Annotated in this window: 13 protein-coding genes and 1 other annotated feature (1 of these 14 running past the window's edge); all 13 genes read right to left on the bottom strand. The window is 42.0% G+C overall.

The features are described 5' to 3' along the window. Nucleotides 1-163: 163 nt before the first annotated feature. A complete protein-coding gene (locus ACESZG_RS07850) occupies nt 164-592 on the bottom strand; it encodes an ACT domain-containing protein (RefSeq protein WP_022380500.1) in 429 nt (142 codons plus the stop codon). Nucleotides 593-626: 34 nt separating this feature from the next. Further along, entirely contained in the window at nt 627-3,005 is a 2,379-nt protein-coding gene (locus tag ACESZG_RS07845) for a ribonucleoside triphosphate reductase (RefSeq protein ID WP_008706456.1), read from the bottom strand. Nucleotides 3,006-3,220: 215 nt separating this feature from the next. Next, nucleotides 3,221-4,456, bottom strand: a complete 1,236-nt coding sequence (hflX, locus tag ACESZG_RS07840; RefSeq protein WP_118339291.1) for a GTPase HflX — start codon at nt 4,454-4,456, stop codon at nt 3,221-3,223. 24 nt (nt 4,457-4,480) lie between these two features. Further along, nucleotides 4,481-5,530: a tetratricopeptide repeat protein gene (locus ACESZG_RS07835; protein WP_008706454.1), complete on the bottom strand. Its 1,050-nt coding sequence runs from the start codon at nt 5,528-5,530 to the stop codon at nt 4,481-4,483. Between the two features lie 20 nt (nt 5,531-5,550). Continuing rightward, nucleotides 5,551-6,897, bottom strand: a complete 1,347-nt coding sequence (glmM, locus tag ACESZG_RS07830; RefSeq protein WP_008706453.1) for a phosphoglucosamine mutase — start codon at nt 6,895-6,897, stop codon at nt 5,551-5,553. Between the two features lie 131 nt (nt 6,898-7,028). After that, nucleotides 7,029-7,946, bottom strand: coding sequence for a sugar phosphate nucleotidyltransferase (locus tag ACESZG_RS07825; RefSeq protein ID WP_022380503.1), 918 nt, complete (start codon nt 7,944-7,946; stop codon nt 7,029-7,031). Between the two features lie 80 nt (nt 7,947-8,026). Beyond that, nucleotides 8,027-9,103, bottom strand: a complete 1,077-nt coding sequence (prfA, locus tag ACESZG_RS07820; protein ID WP_008706449.1) for a peptide chain release factor 1 — start codon at nt 9,101-9,103, stop codon at nt 8,027-8,029. Beyond that, a complete protein-coding gene (gene prmC, locus ACESZG_RS07815; RefSeq protein ID WP_022380505.1) occupies nt 9,096-10,061 on the bottom strand; it encodes a peptide chain release factor N(5)-glutamine methyltransferase in 966 nt (321 codons plus the stop codon). Before prmC ends, prfA begins: the two co-directional genes overlap by 8 nt. After that, a complete protein-coding gene (locus ACESZG_RS07810; RefSeq protein WP_022380506.1) occupies nt 10,058-11,026 on the bottom strand; it encodes a DUF1385 domain-containing protein in 969 nt (322 codons plus the stop codon). Before ACESZG_RS07810 ends, prmC begins: the two co-directional genes overlap by 4 nt. 74 nt (nt 11,027-11,100) lie before the next feature. Continuing rightward, nucleotides 11,101-11,304 carry a 50S ribosomal protein L31 gene (rpmE, locus tag ACESZG_RS07805; RefSeq protein ID WP_020993628.1) on the bottom strand — a complete coding sequence of 68 codons (204 nt, stop codon included), beginning with the start codon at nt 11,302-11,304 and terminating at the stop codon, nt 11,101-11,103. A gap of 188 nt (nt 11,305-11,492) precedes the next feature. After that, a complete protein-coding gene (rho, locus tag ACESZG_RS07800; RefSeq protein ID WP_373217912.1) occupies nt 11,493-12,890 on the bottom strand; it encodes a transcription termination factor Rho in 1,398 nt (465 codons plus the stop codon). 438 nt (nt 12,891-13,328) lie between these two features. Then, the gene (locus ACESZG_RS07795; protein WP_008706441.1) at nt 13,329-13,829 is read right to left on the bottom strand and encodes a small multi-drug export protein; all 501 of its coding nucleotides are present in this window, start codon (nt 13,827-13,829) and stop codon (nt 13,329-13,331) included. A gap of 15 nt (nt 13,830-13,844) precedes the next feature. Continuing rightward, nucleotides 13,845-14,900: a histidinol-phosphate transaminase gene (hisC, locus tag ACESZG_RS07790; RefSeq protein WP_025579247.1), complete on the bottom strand. Its 1,056-nt coding sequence runs from the start codon at nt 14,898-14,900 to the stop codon at nt 13,845-13,847. A gap of 147 nt (nt 14,901-15,047) precedes the next feature. Beyond that, nucleotides 15,048-15,236 (top strand) — a binding site (T-box leader); it runs 39 nt beyond the window's last position.

The raw sequence follows: 15,236 nt of genomic DNA, 5'->3' as shown, positions 1-15,236 counted from the left end.
TTCAAAACCTCCTGATTAAATTTCGTCGGATTATCATTGTTTTCTTTTATTATATAGTATTCCCAGTTATATAGTCAAGATATATTCAACTTTCCTATATGAATATACAAAAAATCACAGAACCATCCCCAGTCCTGTGATTCTCTCACTGTCTTATACAGTATTATTTCTCCAGTTCTTCTACTGAAGTAAATACATTAAATCCATTATTCTTAAGAATGCATTCTGTCACTGCACCATCCTCCGTCTGAAGAATTACTACAGGTCTGAGATCTTTTCTGTGGAAAGAAGTATAAATATAGTCAAGACTTACATTACTGTCTGATGCTACTTTCAGGAGTTCATCCAGACCGCCTACCTGATCTTTCATATCAACTACGATCGCCTGTGTAATACGATTCATATATCCACTCCTGTTTAAAACAATTTCCGCTTTATCCGGATCGTTGCAGATCATACGGAAGATTGCAAACTCCGGTGCATCGAAGCATGCAAATCCATAAATATTAATCCCGTTATCTGCAAGTATCCCTGTCACTCTTTTCAGACTTCCTGCTTTATTTTCCACAAATACAACATTCTGTTTGATCATCTCTTTTATCCTCCGGTCAACTCTCTCAGTATCTTTATAATCCCTCATCCACATATTTCTTAATATTGGATGTATTTACATATTTCGTCATATGCTCACCGTCTGTGATCACCAGAGTCGGAGCCTGCATAATTCCAAACTCCTTCACCATCTCCGGATTCTTCTCCGCATCAATAATCTCGAACTCCCTGCCTTCCAGTATCTTCTTCGCCACTCTGCAGTTCGGACAAGTACTGGTTGTAAACAGGTATTTATGTGATGCCACAGGTTCTATCTTCACATCATCCTTAGTCACAGTAACTACACTGGCATGAACCGGCTGTATTTTTCTGATATCTGAATGCATCACATCATAAAGCGTACGGTTCTTATACTCCTGTGCTTTACCGTCATTCCAGTTCTGTACAGGTCTGTAATATCCCGTGATACGACTGTAAACCTCCGCCTTCTTACCACATTTCGGACAAGTGAAATGCTCTCCGCTGATGTAGCCATGTTCCTTACATACAGAATAGGTCGGCGAAATCGTATAATACGGCAGTTTATAATTCTCTGCGATCTTACGTACCAGTGCTGCTGCTGCTTTCCAGTCAGGAAGCTTCTCACCGATAAATGCATGGAATACAGTACCTGATGTATAAAGCGTCTGCAGATCATCCTGAATATCCAGTGCATCAAAAATATCTGTGGTATATTCAACCGGAAGATGAGAACTGTTTGTATAATAAGGAGTATCCCCTTCCTTGCCTGCAGTCTTAATATCCGGCCAGCGTTTTCTGTCATGTTTGGCCAGACGATAGGCAGTAGATTCAGCAGGAGTTGCCTCAAGATTAAACAGTTCTCCTTCGTACTTCTCCTGATAATCGGACAGACGTTCCCGCATATGAAGAAGAACCTCTTTTGTAAACCTCTGCGTACGCTCATCAGACATATCTTTTCCCAGCCAGCGGGCATTCAGACCAACCTCGTTCATTCCCACCAGTCCAATGGTAGAGAAATGATTGGAAAAGCTTCCAAGATATCTCTTTGTATAAGGGTATAATCCCTCATCCAGCAGCTTACCAATTACTTCACGTTTAATATGCAGAGAACGTGCGGAAATATCCATTAAGCGATCCAGACGATTGTAAAACTCTTCCGGTGTCTTGGAAAGATATGCGATACGCGGCATATTTATAGTTACTACCCCCACAGAACCGGTACTCTCTCCTGATCCGAAGAAACCACCGCTCTTCTTGCGGAGTTCTCTCAGATCCAGACGCAGACGGCAGCACATACTGCGGATATCACTTGGTTTCATATCACTGTTAATATAGTTTGAGAAATACGGTGTTCCATATTTGGATGTCATCTCAAAAAGAAGGCGGTTATTCTCTGTATCAGACCAGTCAAACTCATTTGTTATGGAATAGGTCGGAATAGGATACTGGAACCCGCGTCCGTTGGCATCCCCCTCGATCATGGTCTCAATAAATGCCTTATTGATCATATCCATCTCTTTTTTGCAGTCTTTGTACTTGAAATCCATATTCTTTCCGCCTACGATAGCCGGAAGCTCTGCAAGATCATCCGGTACTGTCCAGTCCAGCGTAATGTTGGAGAAAGGTGCCTGTGTTCCCCATCTGCTTGGGGTATTGACTCCATAAATAAAAGACTCAATACATTTCTTCACTTCCGGATAGCTTAAATTATCTGCCTTGACAAAAGGTGCCAGATAAGTATCAAAGGATGAGAAAGCCTGCGCTCCGGCCCATTCATTCTGCATAATCCCAAGAAAGTTTACCATCTGATTGCAGAGAACACTCAGATGCTTTGCAGGTGAAGATGTGATCTTACCTTCAATACCGCCAAGTCCCTCCTGGATCAGCTGTTTCAGTGACCATCCTGCACAATATCCGGTCAGCATGGACAAGTCATGAATATGAATATCCGCATTTCTGTGTGCATCTGCGATTTCATTGTCATAAATCTCAGACAGCCAGTAATTTGCAGTAACTGCACCGGAGTTGCTTAAGATCAGACCTCCAACTGAATAAGTAACTGTGGAGTTCTCCTTTACACGCCAGTCCTCAACCTTCACATAACTGTTTACGATTTCTTTGTAATCCAGGATCGTTGACTTCATGTTGCGAACCTTTTCCCTCTGCTTGCGGTAAAGAATGTAGGCTTTTGCCACATCTGCATATCCGGCCTGGATCAGCACATTCTCCACACTGTCCTGAATTTCTTCTACTGTAATCTTATTATCTGTAATCTTTTTCTGAAAATCAGAAGTAACACGCAGCCCTAAGAGATCAATCATCTCTTCGCTATAATTTTTCTCTTTTGCATCAAAGGCTTTATGGATAGCCGCTGTGATCTTGCCTATTTTAAACTCATCCACTTCGCCATCACGTTTTACTACCTGAAACATATCTAATGCCCCCATTTTCTCTTGTTAATCTGTTTCTCCTGCATATTCTTACCGGAGATATTTCTGTCGTTACTGTCCACTTTGCTCTGAGTAACACTGTAGGTTCATTGTATCAGAGTATCACCAGTTCGTCAACACGCAAAATACCACATAATGTTCCTTATTTTCACAAAAGGCACAATATATGGTATTTTCTTATTTTTCAAAATATTTTTTTATACAACTCTGGCGTAGATTTCTTTCGGCACCCTTGCCTTCACAGCAATCCCTTCCTCTGTGTATTCCTCTGAGATAAGCTGCCCATATTCGCGGATCAGCTGGATTTTTCCTGCTTCCTGATAAGGGAAAAGGCGCTCCACATAAATCTGTTCTTCAGCAAGAAGCTTCTCCAGAAGATCATTCAGATCTGCAAGACCCTCGCCTGTCTTTGCAGAGACCTTCAGCGTATAGTCTGATTTAAAATCTCGCAGTACGCATGCCCCCGGCGCATCCTGCTTATTAAAGAGTGTGATGATCTTCTTTCCCATCACTCCCAGTTCTTTTAATGTCTCATATACCACATGCATCTGCATCTCTGCCTGCTGATTGGAAGAATCTACCACATGGATAATATAATCTGCATATTTGGCCTCTTCCAATGTGCTCTTGAATGCTTCGACCAGATGATGCGGAAGCTTATGGATAAATCCAACCGTATCTGTGAGAAGAATCTGCTGTCCGTCCTTCAAATTTAAAAGTCTGGTAGTTGGATCCAGTGTAGCAAACAGTTTATCCTCTGATAAAACCTCTGAGCCTGTCAGTGTGTTCAGCAGCGTAGATTTTCCCGCATTTGTATATCCTACAATCGCAGCAGTCCTCATATTGCCTCTGGCCCGGCTGGAACGGATCAGTTCCCTGTGTTTCTCCACCTGGGATAATTCCTGCTTCAAAGCAGAGATCCTTGTACGAATAAGACGACGGTCTGTCTCCAGCTTTTTCTCTCCCGGACCTCTGGTTCCGATTCCACCTCCCAGACGGGAAAGAGATTCCCTGAGACCGACCAGACGGGCAGATCTGTAGCGAAGCTGTGCAAGCTCTACCTGTATTTTACCCTCACTGGTTATAGCTCTCGCTGCAAAAATGTCCAGAATCAATAATGTCCTGTCCATCACCTTACAGTCCAGTTCCCGCTCCAGATTATTCAGCTGTGCAGGAGAAAGTTCGTCATCACAGATAATTCCGGTTGCATCCATAGCATATACCAGTGCACGTACTTCCTCTATCTTTCCTTTTCCAATATAAGTTCCGGGATGCACAGACTCACGATTCTGAATGATTCTTCCCACTGTAACAGCTCCCGCAGTTGATGCAAGCTCCTTCAGTTCATCCAGGGATTCTTCCACATTATCATGATCATCCGTCTGCACTCCCACAAGAACCACCCGTTCTTCAAGCTTTCCAAATTCTTCCATAAATTCTCCTCAGTCAGATGGATATTACACACGCGTTTTAAGAAATGCAAGTTCCTTCTTAACAGTTTTATCTTCCGGGTATAATTCCAGATATTCCTGTGCTTTCTGCAAAGCAGTCTGAAAATCCAGTTTCTTCTCATAGACTACGATCTCATTAAACAGCAGACTCTGCATATCCTCCGCTCCTGCCTCATGGATTCCGCTTTCTATATCAGAAAGGGCACTGTCATAATCCCCATCCTCTATATCACACAGTGCAAGTCCGTTAAATCCTTTGGCTCCGTTTTCTGCCTGTGATACATACTGCTGAAACATTGCTTTTGCATTTGCGCTGTCTCCTTTATCCATATATACCATACCAAGCAGAACCAGTGCCTCCGTATTATCGCCGTCTATGGCCTGTTTCAGTTCACTTTCAGCATTTTCATAATCATCCATATAATAATAAACTCTGCCACGGTCACAATGATCCTCTGCATTTTTTGCAGTTCCTGACAAAGCAGCTTCCAGATAACGGGTTCCGTCTGCTTCCATATCCCTGTTCAGATATGCCCCGTAGATCTGGATAGCTCTGTCATAAGTTGCATCTTCACCGTAGGCCTGTTCAAAATTAGCAGAAGCTTCCTCATAGGAATCCATGGCCAATGCTGTTTCTCCCGTAAGGAAGTACAGATCCGCATCCATTTTATAGTTTTCTGCCAGAGTCTGGCAGTCTTCCAGTGCTGCCTCATAATCCTTTACTTTGAGATAAGCCACAGCTCTATACGACAGAATATCTTTTTTTAATGCTTTGCCAACTTTGTCACATTTAAGCGCATCATTGAAATATGTTATGGCTTCTTCATAGTTTCCAAGCTTGAGTTTCGCTACACCTGCACCTCTGTACGACTGTGCAGGCTTCACTCCTTCAGAAATTGCTGTCTCATATTCTTCAAGTGCTGCCTCATAATTTCCCTGTTCCAGATCCTGTGCAGCCTGTTTATAATTCTTCGTATCTCCCACATTACAGCCTGTCAGAAGTCCAAGGCTTAAGCAGACAGCAGTCAGAAATAATCTTTTTTTTCTATTATACATGTAATTCCTTTGCCAGTAAATCAGTCAATGAGCAATCCTTCGGATTCCATTACCTTTACTACATGATCAACATTCTCAAGGCAGAGTTCATCTGTTCCGGCTTCTACCATAACACGAATCAATGGCTCTGTGCCACTCTCGCGTACCAGAATACGCCCATCACTTCCCAGTTTCTTTGCAACTTCCTCTACAGCAGCAACTACCTTCGGATTCTCTCTCGCAGTCTTCTTGTCTGCCACCCGGACATTTCTGAGAAGCTGTGGATAAACCTTCATTTCCCTTGCCAGATCACACAGAGTTGCTTTCTTCTCTACACACGCTTCCATTACCATGAGAGAAGTAAGGATTCCATCACCTGTTGCAGCGTAACGGCTAAAAATAATATGTCCGGACTGCTCACCGCCAAGACTGTATCCATTCTCCATCATATTCTCTGCCACATATTTATCTCCTACTGCAGTCTGCTCATATTTCATACCCTCTCTCTCCAGAGATTTGTACAGACCGAGGTTTGACATAACAGTGGTTACTACTGTATCATCTTTTAATCTGCCCTGCTCCTTGAGATATTTTCCACATACATACATAATCTTATCACCGTCGACCACATTTCCCTTATGGTCAACAGCAATACAGCGATCTGCATCACCATCATAAGCAAAACCGATATCCAATCCATTGTCCACAACATATTTCTGCAGGACTTCAATATGGGTAGAGCCACAGTTTGTATTAATATTTGTACCATCCGGCTGGTTATTGATCACATAAGTCTTTGCCTGAAGTGCCTCAAATACACTCTTTGCAATAGCTGAAGAACTTCCGTTTGCACAGTCAAGCCCTACTTTAATGCCTTTGAAATCCCTGCTTGGAATAGAAATCAGATGTCCGATATAACGATTCCTTCCTGAAGCAAAATCCACAGTGCGTCCAATATCTTCTTTAGTTGCCAGAGGAAGATCCTCGATCAGGCCATCCAGATATGCTTCAATCCTTGCTTCTACTTCCGCTTCAATCTTCTGTCCGTTTCCATTGAGAAGTTTGATACCATTATCATAGAATGGATTATGGCTTGCGGAGATCATAATACCACAGTCAAAATCCTCTGTACGTACTGCATAGGAAACACTTGGGGTCGTCGTTACATGAAGAAGATATACATCTGCACCGGACGCTGTCAGACCTGCAACAAGTGCATATTCAAACATATAACTGCTTCTTCTTGTATCTTTTCCAATAACAATCTTAGCTTTATGGTCTCTTCCATAATACCAGCCTACGTAGCGCCCCACCTTAAATGCATGATCTACTGTCAGTTTAACATTTGCTTCTCCACGAAATCCATCTGTTCCAAAATATTTTCCCATAATTGCTCTCCTTTACTTTTTACAATATCCTCTGTTTCTGCACTGCATACTGTATTTCCCGGATCACACCCAAAACTGCTTTTAATCAGATCAGACATGTCTCCTGCGAAAGCTGCAGATATCTGCTTAACTTATTGATAAAGTCCCTGAGGATATATACCCGCTTCTGTAAGATTTTTAAATGCTCTCATTACTGTTTCTTTATCTTCCTGATAGGTTACACCAAACCATGTAGCCTTTGTCTCCAGGACATCAACTTCAGCACTTTCATTTTTGATCAGATGGTCAACTAACTCCGGAAGCAGATATTCCTTTTTTATATCTTCCGGTGCGAGTCCACTGAGAAATTCTTCAAATCCTTTCTCGAGAACCTCCATAAAGTCCGGCGTCAGTCCCCACATATTCATGGACACCAGATCCTTTACATCCAGTTCCTGCACACTTCCGTCCGCATTTCTTGACTCTGCACCTGTGGCAGTCTTAAATATATCATGCGTCTCTGTCACACCTGTAAGCTGTCCATTCTTAATATGGCAGATTCCTCTGGTAACGCTTCCATTATCGCTCAATGTATTTCCAAGCCTGAAACCAGCCATGCAGATGTGGAGTTTTCCGTCCTTTTGCTGTTCCTGCACAAGATAATCATGCACCTTCACATAAGCTTCTTTCCCATAATAATCATCTGCATTGATAACAATAAATGGCTCATCCAGAACCTTCTTTGCAGCAAGTACAGCCTGTCCGGTTCCCCAGGGTTTCGTGCGGTCAGCCGGTTTCGTAAATCCCTCCGGCAGATCATCAAGCTCCTGGAATACATATTCTACTTCCGTAATTTTCTCAATACGCTCGCCGATCACTCTGCGAAACTCTTCTTCCAGATCTTTACGGATAATAAACACTACTTTGTTAAATCCGGCTTCCAGCGCATCGTGGATGGAATAATCCATAATAATCTCTCCACATGTTCCCACCGGTGCAAGCTGCTTGATTCCTTTTCCAAAACGACTTCCGATTCCTGCCGCCATAATTACAAGTGCTGTTTTCTGCATAAATATTTTCCTCCTGACATTCTTCTCTCATATCAATACTTTTTCAGTCATCTTCTGTCACATACCCTCTCCGCAATATTCTATTCCGCATCCTGAAGATTACTTAATTTTGCTGCCTGATCTGCTGCGATCAGACTGTCAATGATCTCATCCAGATCCCCGTTCAGAACATTCTCCAGTCTGTGCAGTGTCAGTTTGATTCTGTGGTCTGTCACACGGCCCTGTGGAAAATTATAAGTTCTGATCTTCTCTGAACGGTCACCTGTTCCAATCTGGCTTCTTCTTGCCTCAGCCTCAGCATCATGCTGTTTGGCAAGCTCCATCTCATACAGACGGGAGCGAAGAACTTTCAGCGCTTTATCTTTATTCTTAAGCTGTGACTTCTCATCCTGGCAGGAAATTACGATTCCGGTAGGAATATGTGTCAGTCGCACAGCAGAGTCTGTTGTATTGACACACTGTCCGCCGTTTCCGGATGCACGGAACACATCGAATTTACAGTCATTCATATCCAGATGGAAATCGATTTCCTCTGCTTCCGGCATAATAGCAACTGTACAGGTAGAGGTATGGATACGTCCGCCGGATTCTGTTTCCGGAACTCGCTGTACACGATGTACACCACTTTCATATTTCAGTCTGGAATAAGCACCTGCACCTGTGATCATAAATGTTACTTCCTTAAATCCGCCGATTCCGTTCTCATTGAGACTCATCATTTCTGTTTTCCAGCGGCGGGATTCTGCATATTTCACATACATACGGTAAATCTCTGCTGCAAAAAGGGCAGCCTCATCCCCACCTGCACCTGCACGGATCTCCACAATAACGTTCTTGTTATCATTAGGATCTTTCGGAAGAAGAAGGATCTTAAGTTCATGCTCCAGTTCCTCTACATTCTTCTTTGCCTCAGACAGTTCTTCCTTCAGCATTTCCCGCATATCTTCATCTTTCTCTTCCTCAAGCATGGAAAGACTGTCCTGTATCGTTTCTTTGTTTTTCTTATACTCCCGGTAAGCATCTACTATCGGCTGCAGATCGCTCTGCTCTTTCATCAGCTTCTGAAAATGTTCCTGATTATCGGTAACTCCCGGCTCTCCAAGCTCATTAAGCACCTCTTCAAAACGAATGAGCAGATCGTCTAATTTATCAAACATATTTATCCTCCTGTAATTTCTTTCGCCCCAGAACCACCCGGTCCAACCCGGCCAGATCCTGCCTTATCTCAATATCTTCAAATTTATATTTCCGCAAAAGAGCTGACACATCTTCTCCCTGGCTGCATCCGATTTCATATAAAAGCCAACCACCCGGAACAAGATGATCCTGTGCCTGTTTCGTGATAGCCCTGTAAAAATAAAGTCCATCTTCCATACCATCCAGTGCCATACGCGGATCATGCAATTTTACTTCATCCATAAGATCTTCAATTTCCGCCGTAGGAATATATGGCGGATTTGATATAATCATATCATAAGCTCTGCTATAATTTCTATTACTATTTTCGCATTCTGTCATTTTTACAGTATCTTTTACAGCAGTCCTTTTCATATACTCTGTTCCGTACACAATGTTCTGCATTTCAGAAAACAGATTACTCTGTACGAATTCCGCATGCTCTGCCACTTCCAGTGTCCGTGCATTCCGCACAGCCACTTTCAGTGCCTCATCTGACAGATCCACGCCTGTTCCGTGTGCATCAGCTCTCTCCTTCAGAATACTGATAAGAATACAGCCGGATCCTGTACACATATCAAGAATATATGGATTTTTCACAGCTTTCATGCATTCAAGAGCGGACTCCACAAGTGTTTCCGTATCCTGTCTGGGTACCAGTACATTCTTATCCACATAAAATTCATGCCCCATAAAAAAAGCCTGATGCGTCAAATGCTGCAGCGGTATGTGTCCCGCACGTCTGCTGATCAGTTCCAGATATCTTTCAGCAACACTTTCTGTGACACTTTCTTCTCCGTATGCAAAATAATACGCCCGGCTTTTTCCTGTGACATATTCCAGGAGAAGCCAGGCATCCAGCCCGGCTTCCTTAATCCCCGCCTGTGCAAGGATCATCTGTCCTTTTTTTAATAATCCTGTCAGAGTTTCTCCGTTCATTGTTCTGCTTCAACTCCAAATTCTTCCTTCAGATATGCTTTCCAGTCAAAAACCGCCTCTACAGCCCTGATCGCAACCTCTGCCATATCTGCTGTCGGTTCCTTAGTTGTAAGTTTCTGCATTGCCAGACCCGGTTTACTGAAAAAGTCAGCAAGTTTGCTGTCTGATCTTCCAGCCCACTGAATAATCTCAAAAGATATTCCTGCTACAACCGGCACCATAAGAAGTCTTCCAAACAGTCTCACCCAGTAAAATGGAACCAATACAAAAATAAAATGCAGAAAAATGCTGACCAGCATAACCAGAAACAGAAAACTGGTTCCACATCTCTTATGCAGTCTGGAGCTTGCAAGAACATTATCCACCGTAAGCGGCAGTCCATGTTCCACACAGTTAATGCACTTATGCTCTGCTCCATGATACATAAATGTTCTCTGAATATCCTTCATTCTGGAAATCAGAAGCATATATCCCATAAACAATGCAAGCTTTACAAATGCCTCAACTATTGTAACTGCAAATTCCGAAGCGCCAACCCTTCTGCAAAGACTTGCAAGGGCGTATGGCAGCAACATAAAGGCGGCAACTGATACCACGATTGAGACAGCAACTGTCACATATAACAGCCATTTGAACTGCTTATCTTCTTTTGCCTTTTTTGCAGCAAGCTCCTCTTCTGAAAGAGCAGCATTCTTCTGCTTATCCTCTTCGTCCTCCTCATCCCCTGCAATCTCCGCTGAATACATCAGACATTTTGTGCCGACCACCAGAGAATCCACGAAGCTTACCACACCTCGAATCAGTGGATATTTGAGAAATTTTGCATTTCCGAATACACATTTGTAATCTTCTACTTTTAATTCAATCTCATTGTCCGGTCTTCGGACAGCAATGGAATATTTATCCTTATGGCGCATCATAATGCCTTCCATTACAGCCTGACCGCCGATGTTCGATGATTTCATTATATTTCTCCCAAAGAAACAAGAAAGGCTGAGATTTCCCAACCTCAACCTTCTCAATTCTTACTATATTCTGATTATTTGTTCAGGCCGTATTTCTTATTAAACTTATCGATACGTCCACGAGCCTGAGCTGCTTTCTGCTGACCTGTATAGAATGGATGACATTTAGAGCAGATTTCTACGTGGATGTCCTGTTTTGTAGATCCTGTTACGAATGTGTTACCACAGTTGCAGGTTACAGTTGCCTGATAATAATTAGGATGGATTCCTTCTCTCATGATTTTCACCTCTCTGTAAAGATTCTATTTTCTATTCGTATTCATTTGACGAATTTACTATTAAACAGCTTTATGAGTATAACATATCGTCCCATGGAATGCAAGTTATTTTAAAATTTATTTTAAAATTTATTTAATATTTTTGTTACTGAGAACGGAGCGAACAGTAACTGTTTTTTTACAACGTTTCAGATAAACTTCTGTTTTTTTACAGTCTGCACAAATTCAGCATTATTTTTCGTACGGGTAAACATATTCAGGATCTGTTCTACCGCATCTTCTGACTTCATTCCATTGAGGGCTTTTCGCATAATGTAAACCGCTTCCTGTTCTTCTTTACTCAGCAGCAAATCCTCTCTTCTTGTACCGGATTTCTGGATATCAATTGCAGGGAATACCCGCTTTTCCTGCAGTTTTCGGTCAAGCACCAGTTCCATATTACCGGTTCCCTTAAATTCTTCATAAATTACATCATCCATTTTACTTCCCGTATCCACAAGCGCTGTAGCAAGAATAGTAAGGCTTCCGCCCTCTCTCATATTTCTGGCCGCACCAAAGAAACGTTTCGGCATATGAAGAGCCGCCGGATCCAGACCACCGGAAAGAGTTCGTCCGCTGGGCGGTATGATCAGGTTATATGCCCTTGCCAGTCTTGTAATAGAATCAAGAAGAATTGTAACGTCTTTTTTATGTTCCACCAGACGACGTGCACGTTCTATTACCATCTCAGACACACGTTTATGATGTTCCGGAAGCTCATCAAATGTAGAATAAATGACTTCCACATTATCGCCACAGATGGCCTCCCTGATATCTGTAACCTCCTCAGGACGCTCATCGATCAGAAGAATGATCAGATGCATGTCCGGATTGTTTCTCAGAATAGACTTTGCCACATCTTTCAGCAAAGTTGTCTTACCGGCTTTCGGAGGAGATACGATCATTCCTCTCTGTCCTTTACCGATAGGGCTGATCAGATCTACGATCCTCATGGCAACTGTGCCACCCGGTCTTTCCATTATCAGCCTCTCATTTGGGAAAATCGGTGTCATATCTTCAAAATTATATCGTCTCTGCCCTTCACTGGGATGGAATCCGTTGATAGAGGTCACATATAGCAGAGCACTGAATTTCTCTCCCTGTGTCTTGATACGGATATTCCCCTTAATAATATCACCTGTTTTCAGGTTAAATCTGCGTATCTGCGAAGGTGATACATAAATATCATTTTCCCCTGGAAGATAATTCTCACATCGGATAAACCCATATCCATCCGGAAGTACCTCAAGGATTCCGTCTGCTCTCTCTCCACTGTCAAGCTGTACTGTCTCTGCCGGGGCATGATACTGTGTACGTTCCAGTGTTTTGTTATACTGGGGGATTCTCTCTCCGTTACCTTCCACTTCACTCTGCTGCGGTTTCTCCCGGACTGTTTCCTGTTTTTTTGTCTCACCTTCCAGTTCATCTTCGTGAAGCATTCTCTCGATCAATTCCGGTTTTCTCAATGCTGAAACCCCTTTTAATCCTCTGGCTTTTGCCAAATCCTTTAAAGTTGCCAGTGATAATGATTCATACTTTTCTCTCATAAAATAATCCTCTGCTTTTTGTTTTGATTGTTAATATTGATAATTATTTTTATTTTTGTTTTTTTGACTTCCTATGTATCTGAGCAATTTATTCTTTATTAACTTTTCCTGTAACAGTTAGTGGGATAATCTGTCTGAAGTGACACGAATATCAGATCTGCAGCAATGCATATCGCAGGAAAATTATACTCCTGCTCCTGTGTCGACAAGTTAATTCCTGTAGTAATCCTGTCTGCACACCGGTATCTTTATATTTATCTTAGCACATCTTCTTCATAATTGACAATACCATATTATTCCAAATCTTTATTATTGGCAAGCTGTTTTATACGTCATAAAACTGATATTATCGACATAAAAGCAGAAATCCGGAGACATAAAATATGTCCCCGGATTTCCGGTAAATCAGATATTAATAACACTTATTTAAGAAGACAATTAATGTACCAGATTTCCCACTAATCCATAAGAAACAATATACATAATGACAGTTGCCATAATAATGCCACAAAAAATTGCCAGAGAGGACTTCTTAATATCAATTTCCAGAAGAGATGCAATCAGAGATCCTGTCCATGCCCCTGTTCCCGGAAGCGGAATTCCCACAAACAGCATCAGTCCCCAAAACTCATATTTCTTTACCTGATCACTTTTTCTCATTGCCCTGTCTTCCAATTTCATAACAAGTCCCCGAAAGAGTTTCGTCTTTTTTAAAACCTTGAAAATCTGTCTGATAAACAACAGAATAAACGGAATAGGAATAATATTTCCAACAATACACAGTGGAATTGCCTTTGCAGCCGATATCTTAAGTAAGGATGCTGCAAGCAATCCTCCCCTGAGTTCCAAAAGCGGAATCATTGAAATAATAAAAACTGCCCCTTCCGGTGAAATATATTGTGACAGATTCTGCGAGAACCAATGTACCAGTGCTTCCATAAAACCTCCTAACTTTTACTTCAGATAATCCTTCAAAAAATCAATAAATTTCTGCATTTCTTCCTTTGTTCCAACTGTGATACGAAGGAAATTGTCAATTCTGTCCTTCTGGAAGTAACGAACATAAATATGCTGCCCTCTCAATGCCTCAAAAAGTTCTTTCGCAGGACAGGTTTTATGCGTAGCAAAAATAAAGTTAGACATAGAATCCTGAAAAGAGAATCCCAGTGCCTTCAATTCTTTCTTTGTCCATTCTCTTGTCTCTATGATTTTATTACATGTCTCATCAAAATATGCTTTATCTTCAACTGCCGCCACACCTGCAGCAATCGCTGTACGGTCCATAGTATAAGAATTAAAAGAATACTTCACATCATTCAGGAATCTGATCAGTTTCTCATTTCCACACGCAAAACCAATTCTCATCCCAGCCATAGAACGCGACTTGGAAAATGTCTGTACGACCAGAAGGTTGTCATATTTTTCAATCAATGGAAGCGCCGACTGACCACCAAAATCCACATAAGCCTCGTCCACGATCACAATCACATCAGGATTATGGCGGATAATATCCTCCACTTCCTCCAGCGGCATCTCCACACCTGTCGGCGCATTCGGATTCGGGAATACAATTCCTCCGTTTTCTCTGAAATAATCTTCCTTCCTTATATGAAAGTTCTCATCCAGTGCCGGTCTCTCATATGGAATGCGAAACAGGTCTGCCCATACATCATAAAAAGAATATGTGATATCCGGAAAAAGAACCGGCTTCTGTGAATTAAAGAATGTAAGGAAACTCATGGCAAGCACATCATCGGAACCTACTCCCACAAAAACCTGTTCATCCTTCAGCCCGTAATTCTTTGCAATGGCATGTACCAGTTCTCCTGCTGTAGGATCCGGATAAAGTCTCATAGTATCTGTATCCATCTCCCTCAACGCCTTCTCCACTCCAGGTGCCGGCGGATACGGATTCTCGTTGGTATTCAGCTTGATCATATCCGGCTGATTGGGCTGCTCGCCTGGTGTATATGGTATTACTTTACGTATATTTTCTTCCCATCTGCTCATTTATCTGATTCCTTTCATGTTTTTTATTGTTTTTCACTTTCGTCAGTATAACATTAATCTCTATTTTCGTAAATCAACTTTTTGCATTTTACTGATTGACAAACCCACTTTGCAAGTTTATAATAGGCGGCAGAAAAGATAAGAAGGATTAAAACGTTGAAGAGAAGAGTACGCTGAGGAACGTTACAGAGAGAAATGTATACCGGTGCAAGCATTTCATCGCGAACCAGCCGAAGACCACCTCTGAGTGACTTTAATACAGTCCGGTGATTCCGTTACCATCGAATGAAGCGGTTCTGATCAGATGATTTATCCATCAGTAATGTATCAGAACAA

It is taken from the genome of Blautia sp. Marseille-P2398 (assembly GCF_964240315.1).
Lineage (GTDB): Bacteria > Bacillota > Clostridia > Lachnospirales > Lachnospiraceae > Blautia_A > Blautia_A wexlerae.
The sequence above is the reverse complement of the archived record's forward strand: the minus strand, read 5'-3'. Positions and strand labels throughout refer to the sequence as shown.

Bases quoted from the DNA above. Each gene is read 5' to 3' on its own strand.
- hflX (WP_118339291.1), bottom strand. From the start codon at position 4,456: ATGGAAGAATTTGGAAAGCTTGAAGAACGGGTGGTTCTTGTGGGAGTG.
- ACESZG_RS07850 (WP_022380500.1), bottom strand. From the start codon at position 592: ATGATCAAACAGAATGTTGTATTTGTGGAAAATAAAGCAGGAAGTCTG.
- ACESZG_RS07845 (WP_008706456.1), bottom strand. From the start codon at position 3,005: ATGTTTCAGGTAGTAAAACGTGATGGCGAAGTGGATGAGTTTAAAATA.
- ACESZG_RS07795 (WP_008706441.1), bottom strand. From the start codon at position 13,829: ATGGAAGCACTGGTACATTGGTTCTCGCAGAATCTGTCACAATATATT.
- glmM (WP_008706453.1), bottom strand. From the start codon at position 6,897: ATGGGAAAATATTTTGGAACAGATGGATTTCGTGGAGAAGCAAATGTT.
- prmC (WP_022380505.1), bottom strand. From the start codon at position 10,061: ATGAACGGAGAAACTCTGACAGGATTATTAAAAAAAGGACAGATGATC.
- rpmE (WP_020993628.1), bottom strand. From the start codon at position 11,304: ATGAGAGAAGGAATCCATCCTAATTATTATCAGGCAACTGTAACCTGC.
- prfA (WP_008706449.1), bottom strand. From the start codon at position 9,103: ATGTTTGATAAATTAGACGATCTGCTCATTCGTTTTGAAGAGGTGCTT.
- ACESZG_RS07835 (WP_008706454.1), bottom strand. From the start codon at position 5,530: ATGTATAATAGAAAAAAAAGATTATTTCTGACTGCTGTCTGCTTAAGC.
- rho (WP_373217912.1), bottom strand. From the start codon at position 12,890: ATGAGAGAAAAGTATGAATCATTATCACTGGCAACTTTAAAGGATTTG.
- hisC (WP_025579247.1), bottom strand. From the start codon at position 14,900: ATGAGCAGATGGGAAGAAAATATACGTAAAGTAATACCATATACACCA.
- ACESZG_RS07810 (WP_022380506.1), bottom strand. From the start codon at position 11,026: ATGAAATCATCGAACATCGGCGGTCAGGCTGTAATGGAAGGCATTATG.
- ACESZG_RS07825 (WP_022380503.1), bottom strand. From the start codon at position 7,946: ATGCAGAAAACAGCACTTGTAATTATGGCGGCAGGAATCGGAAGTCGT.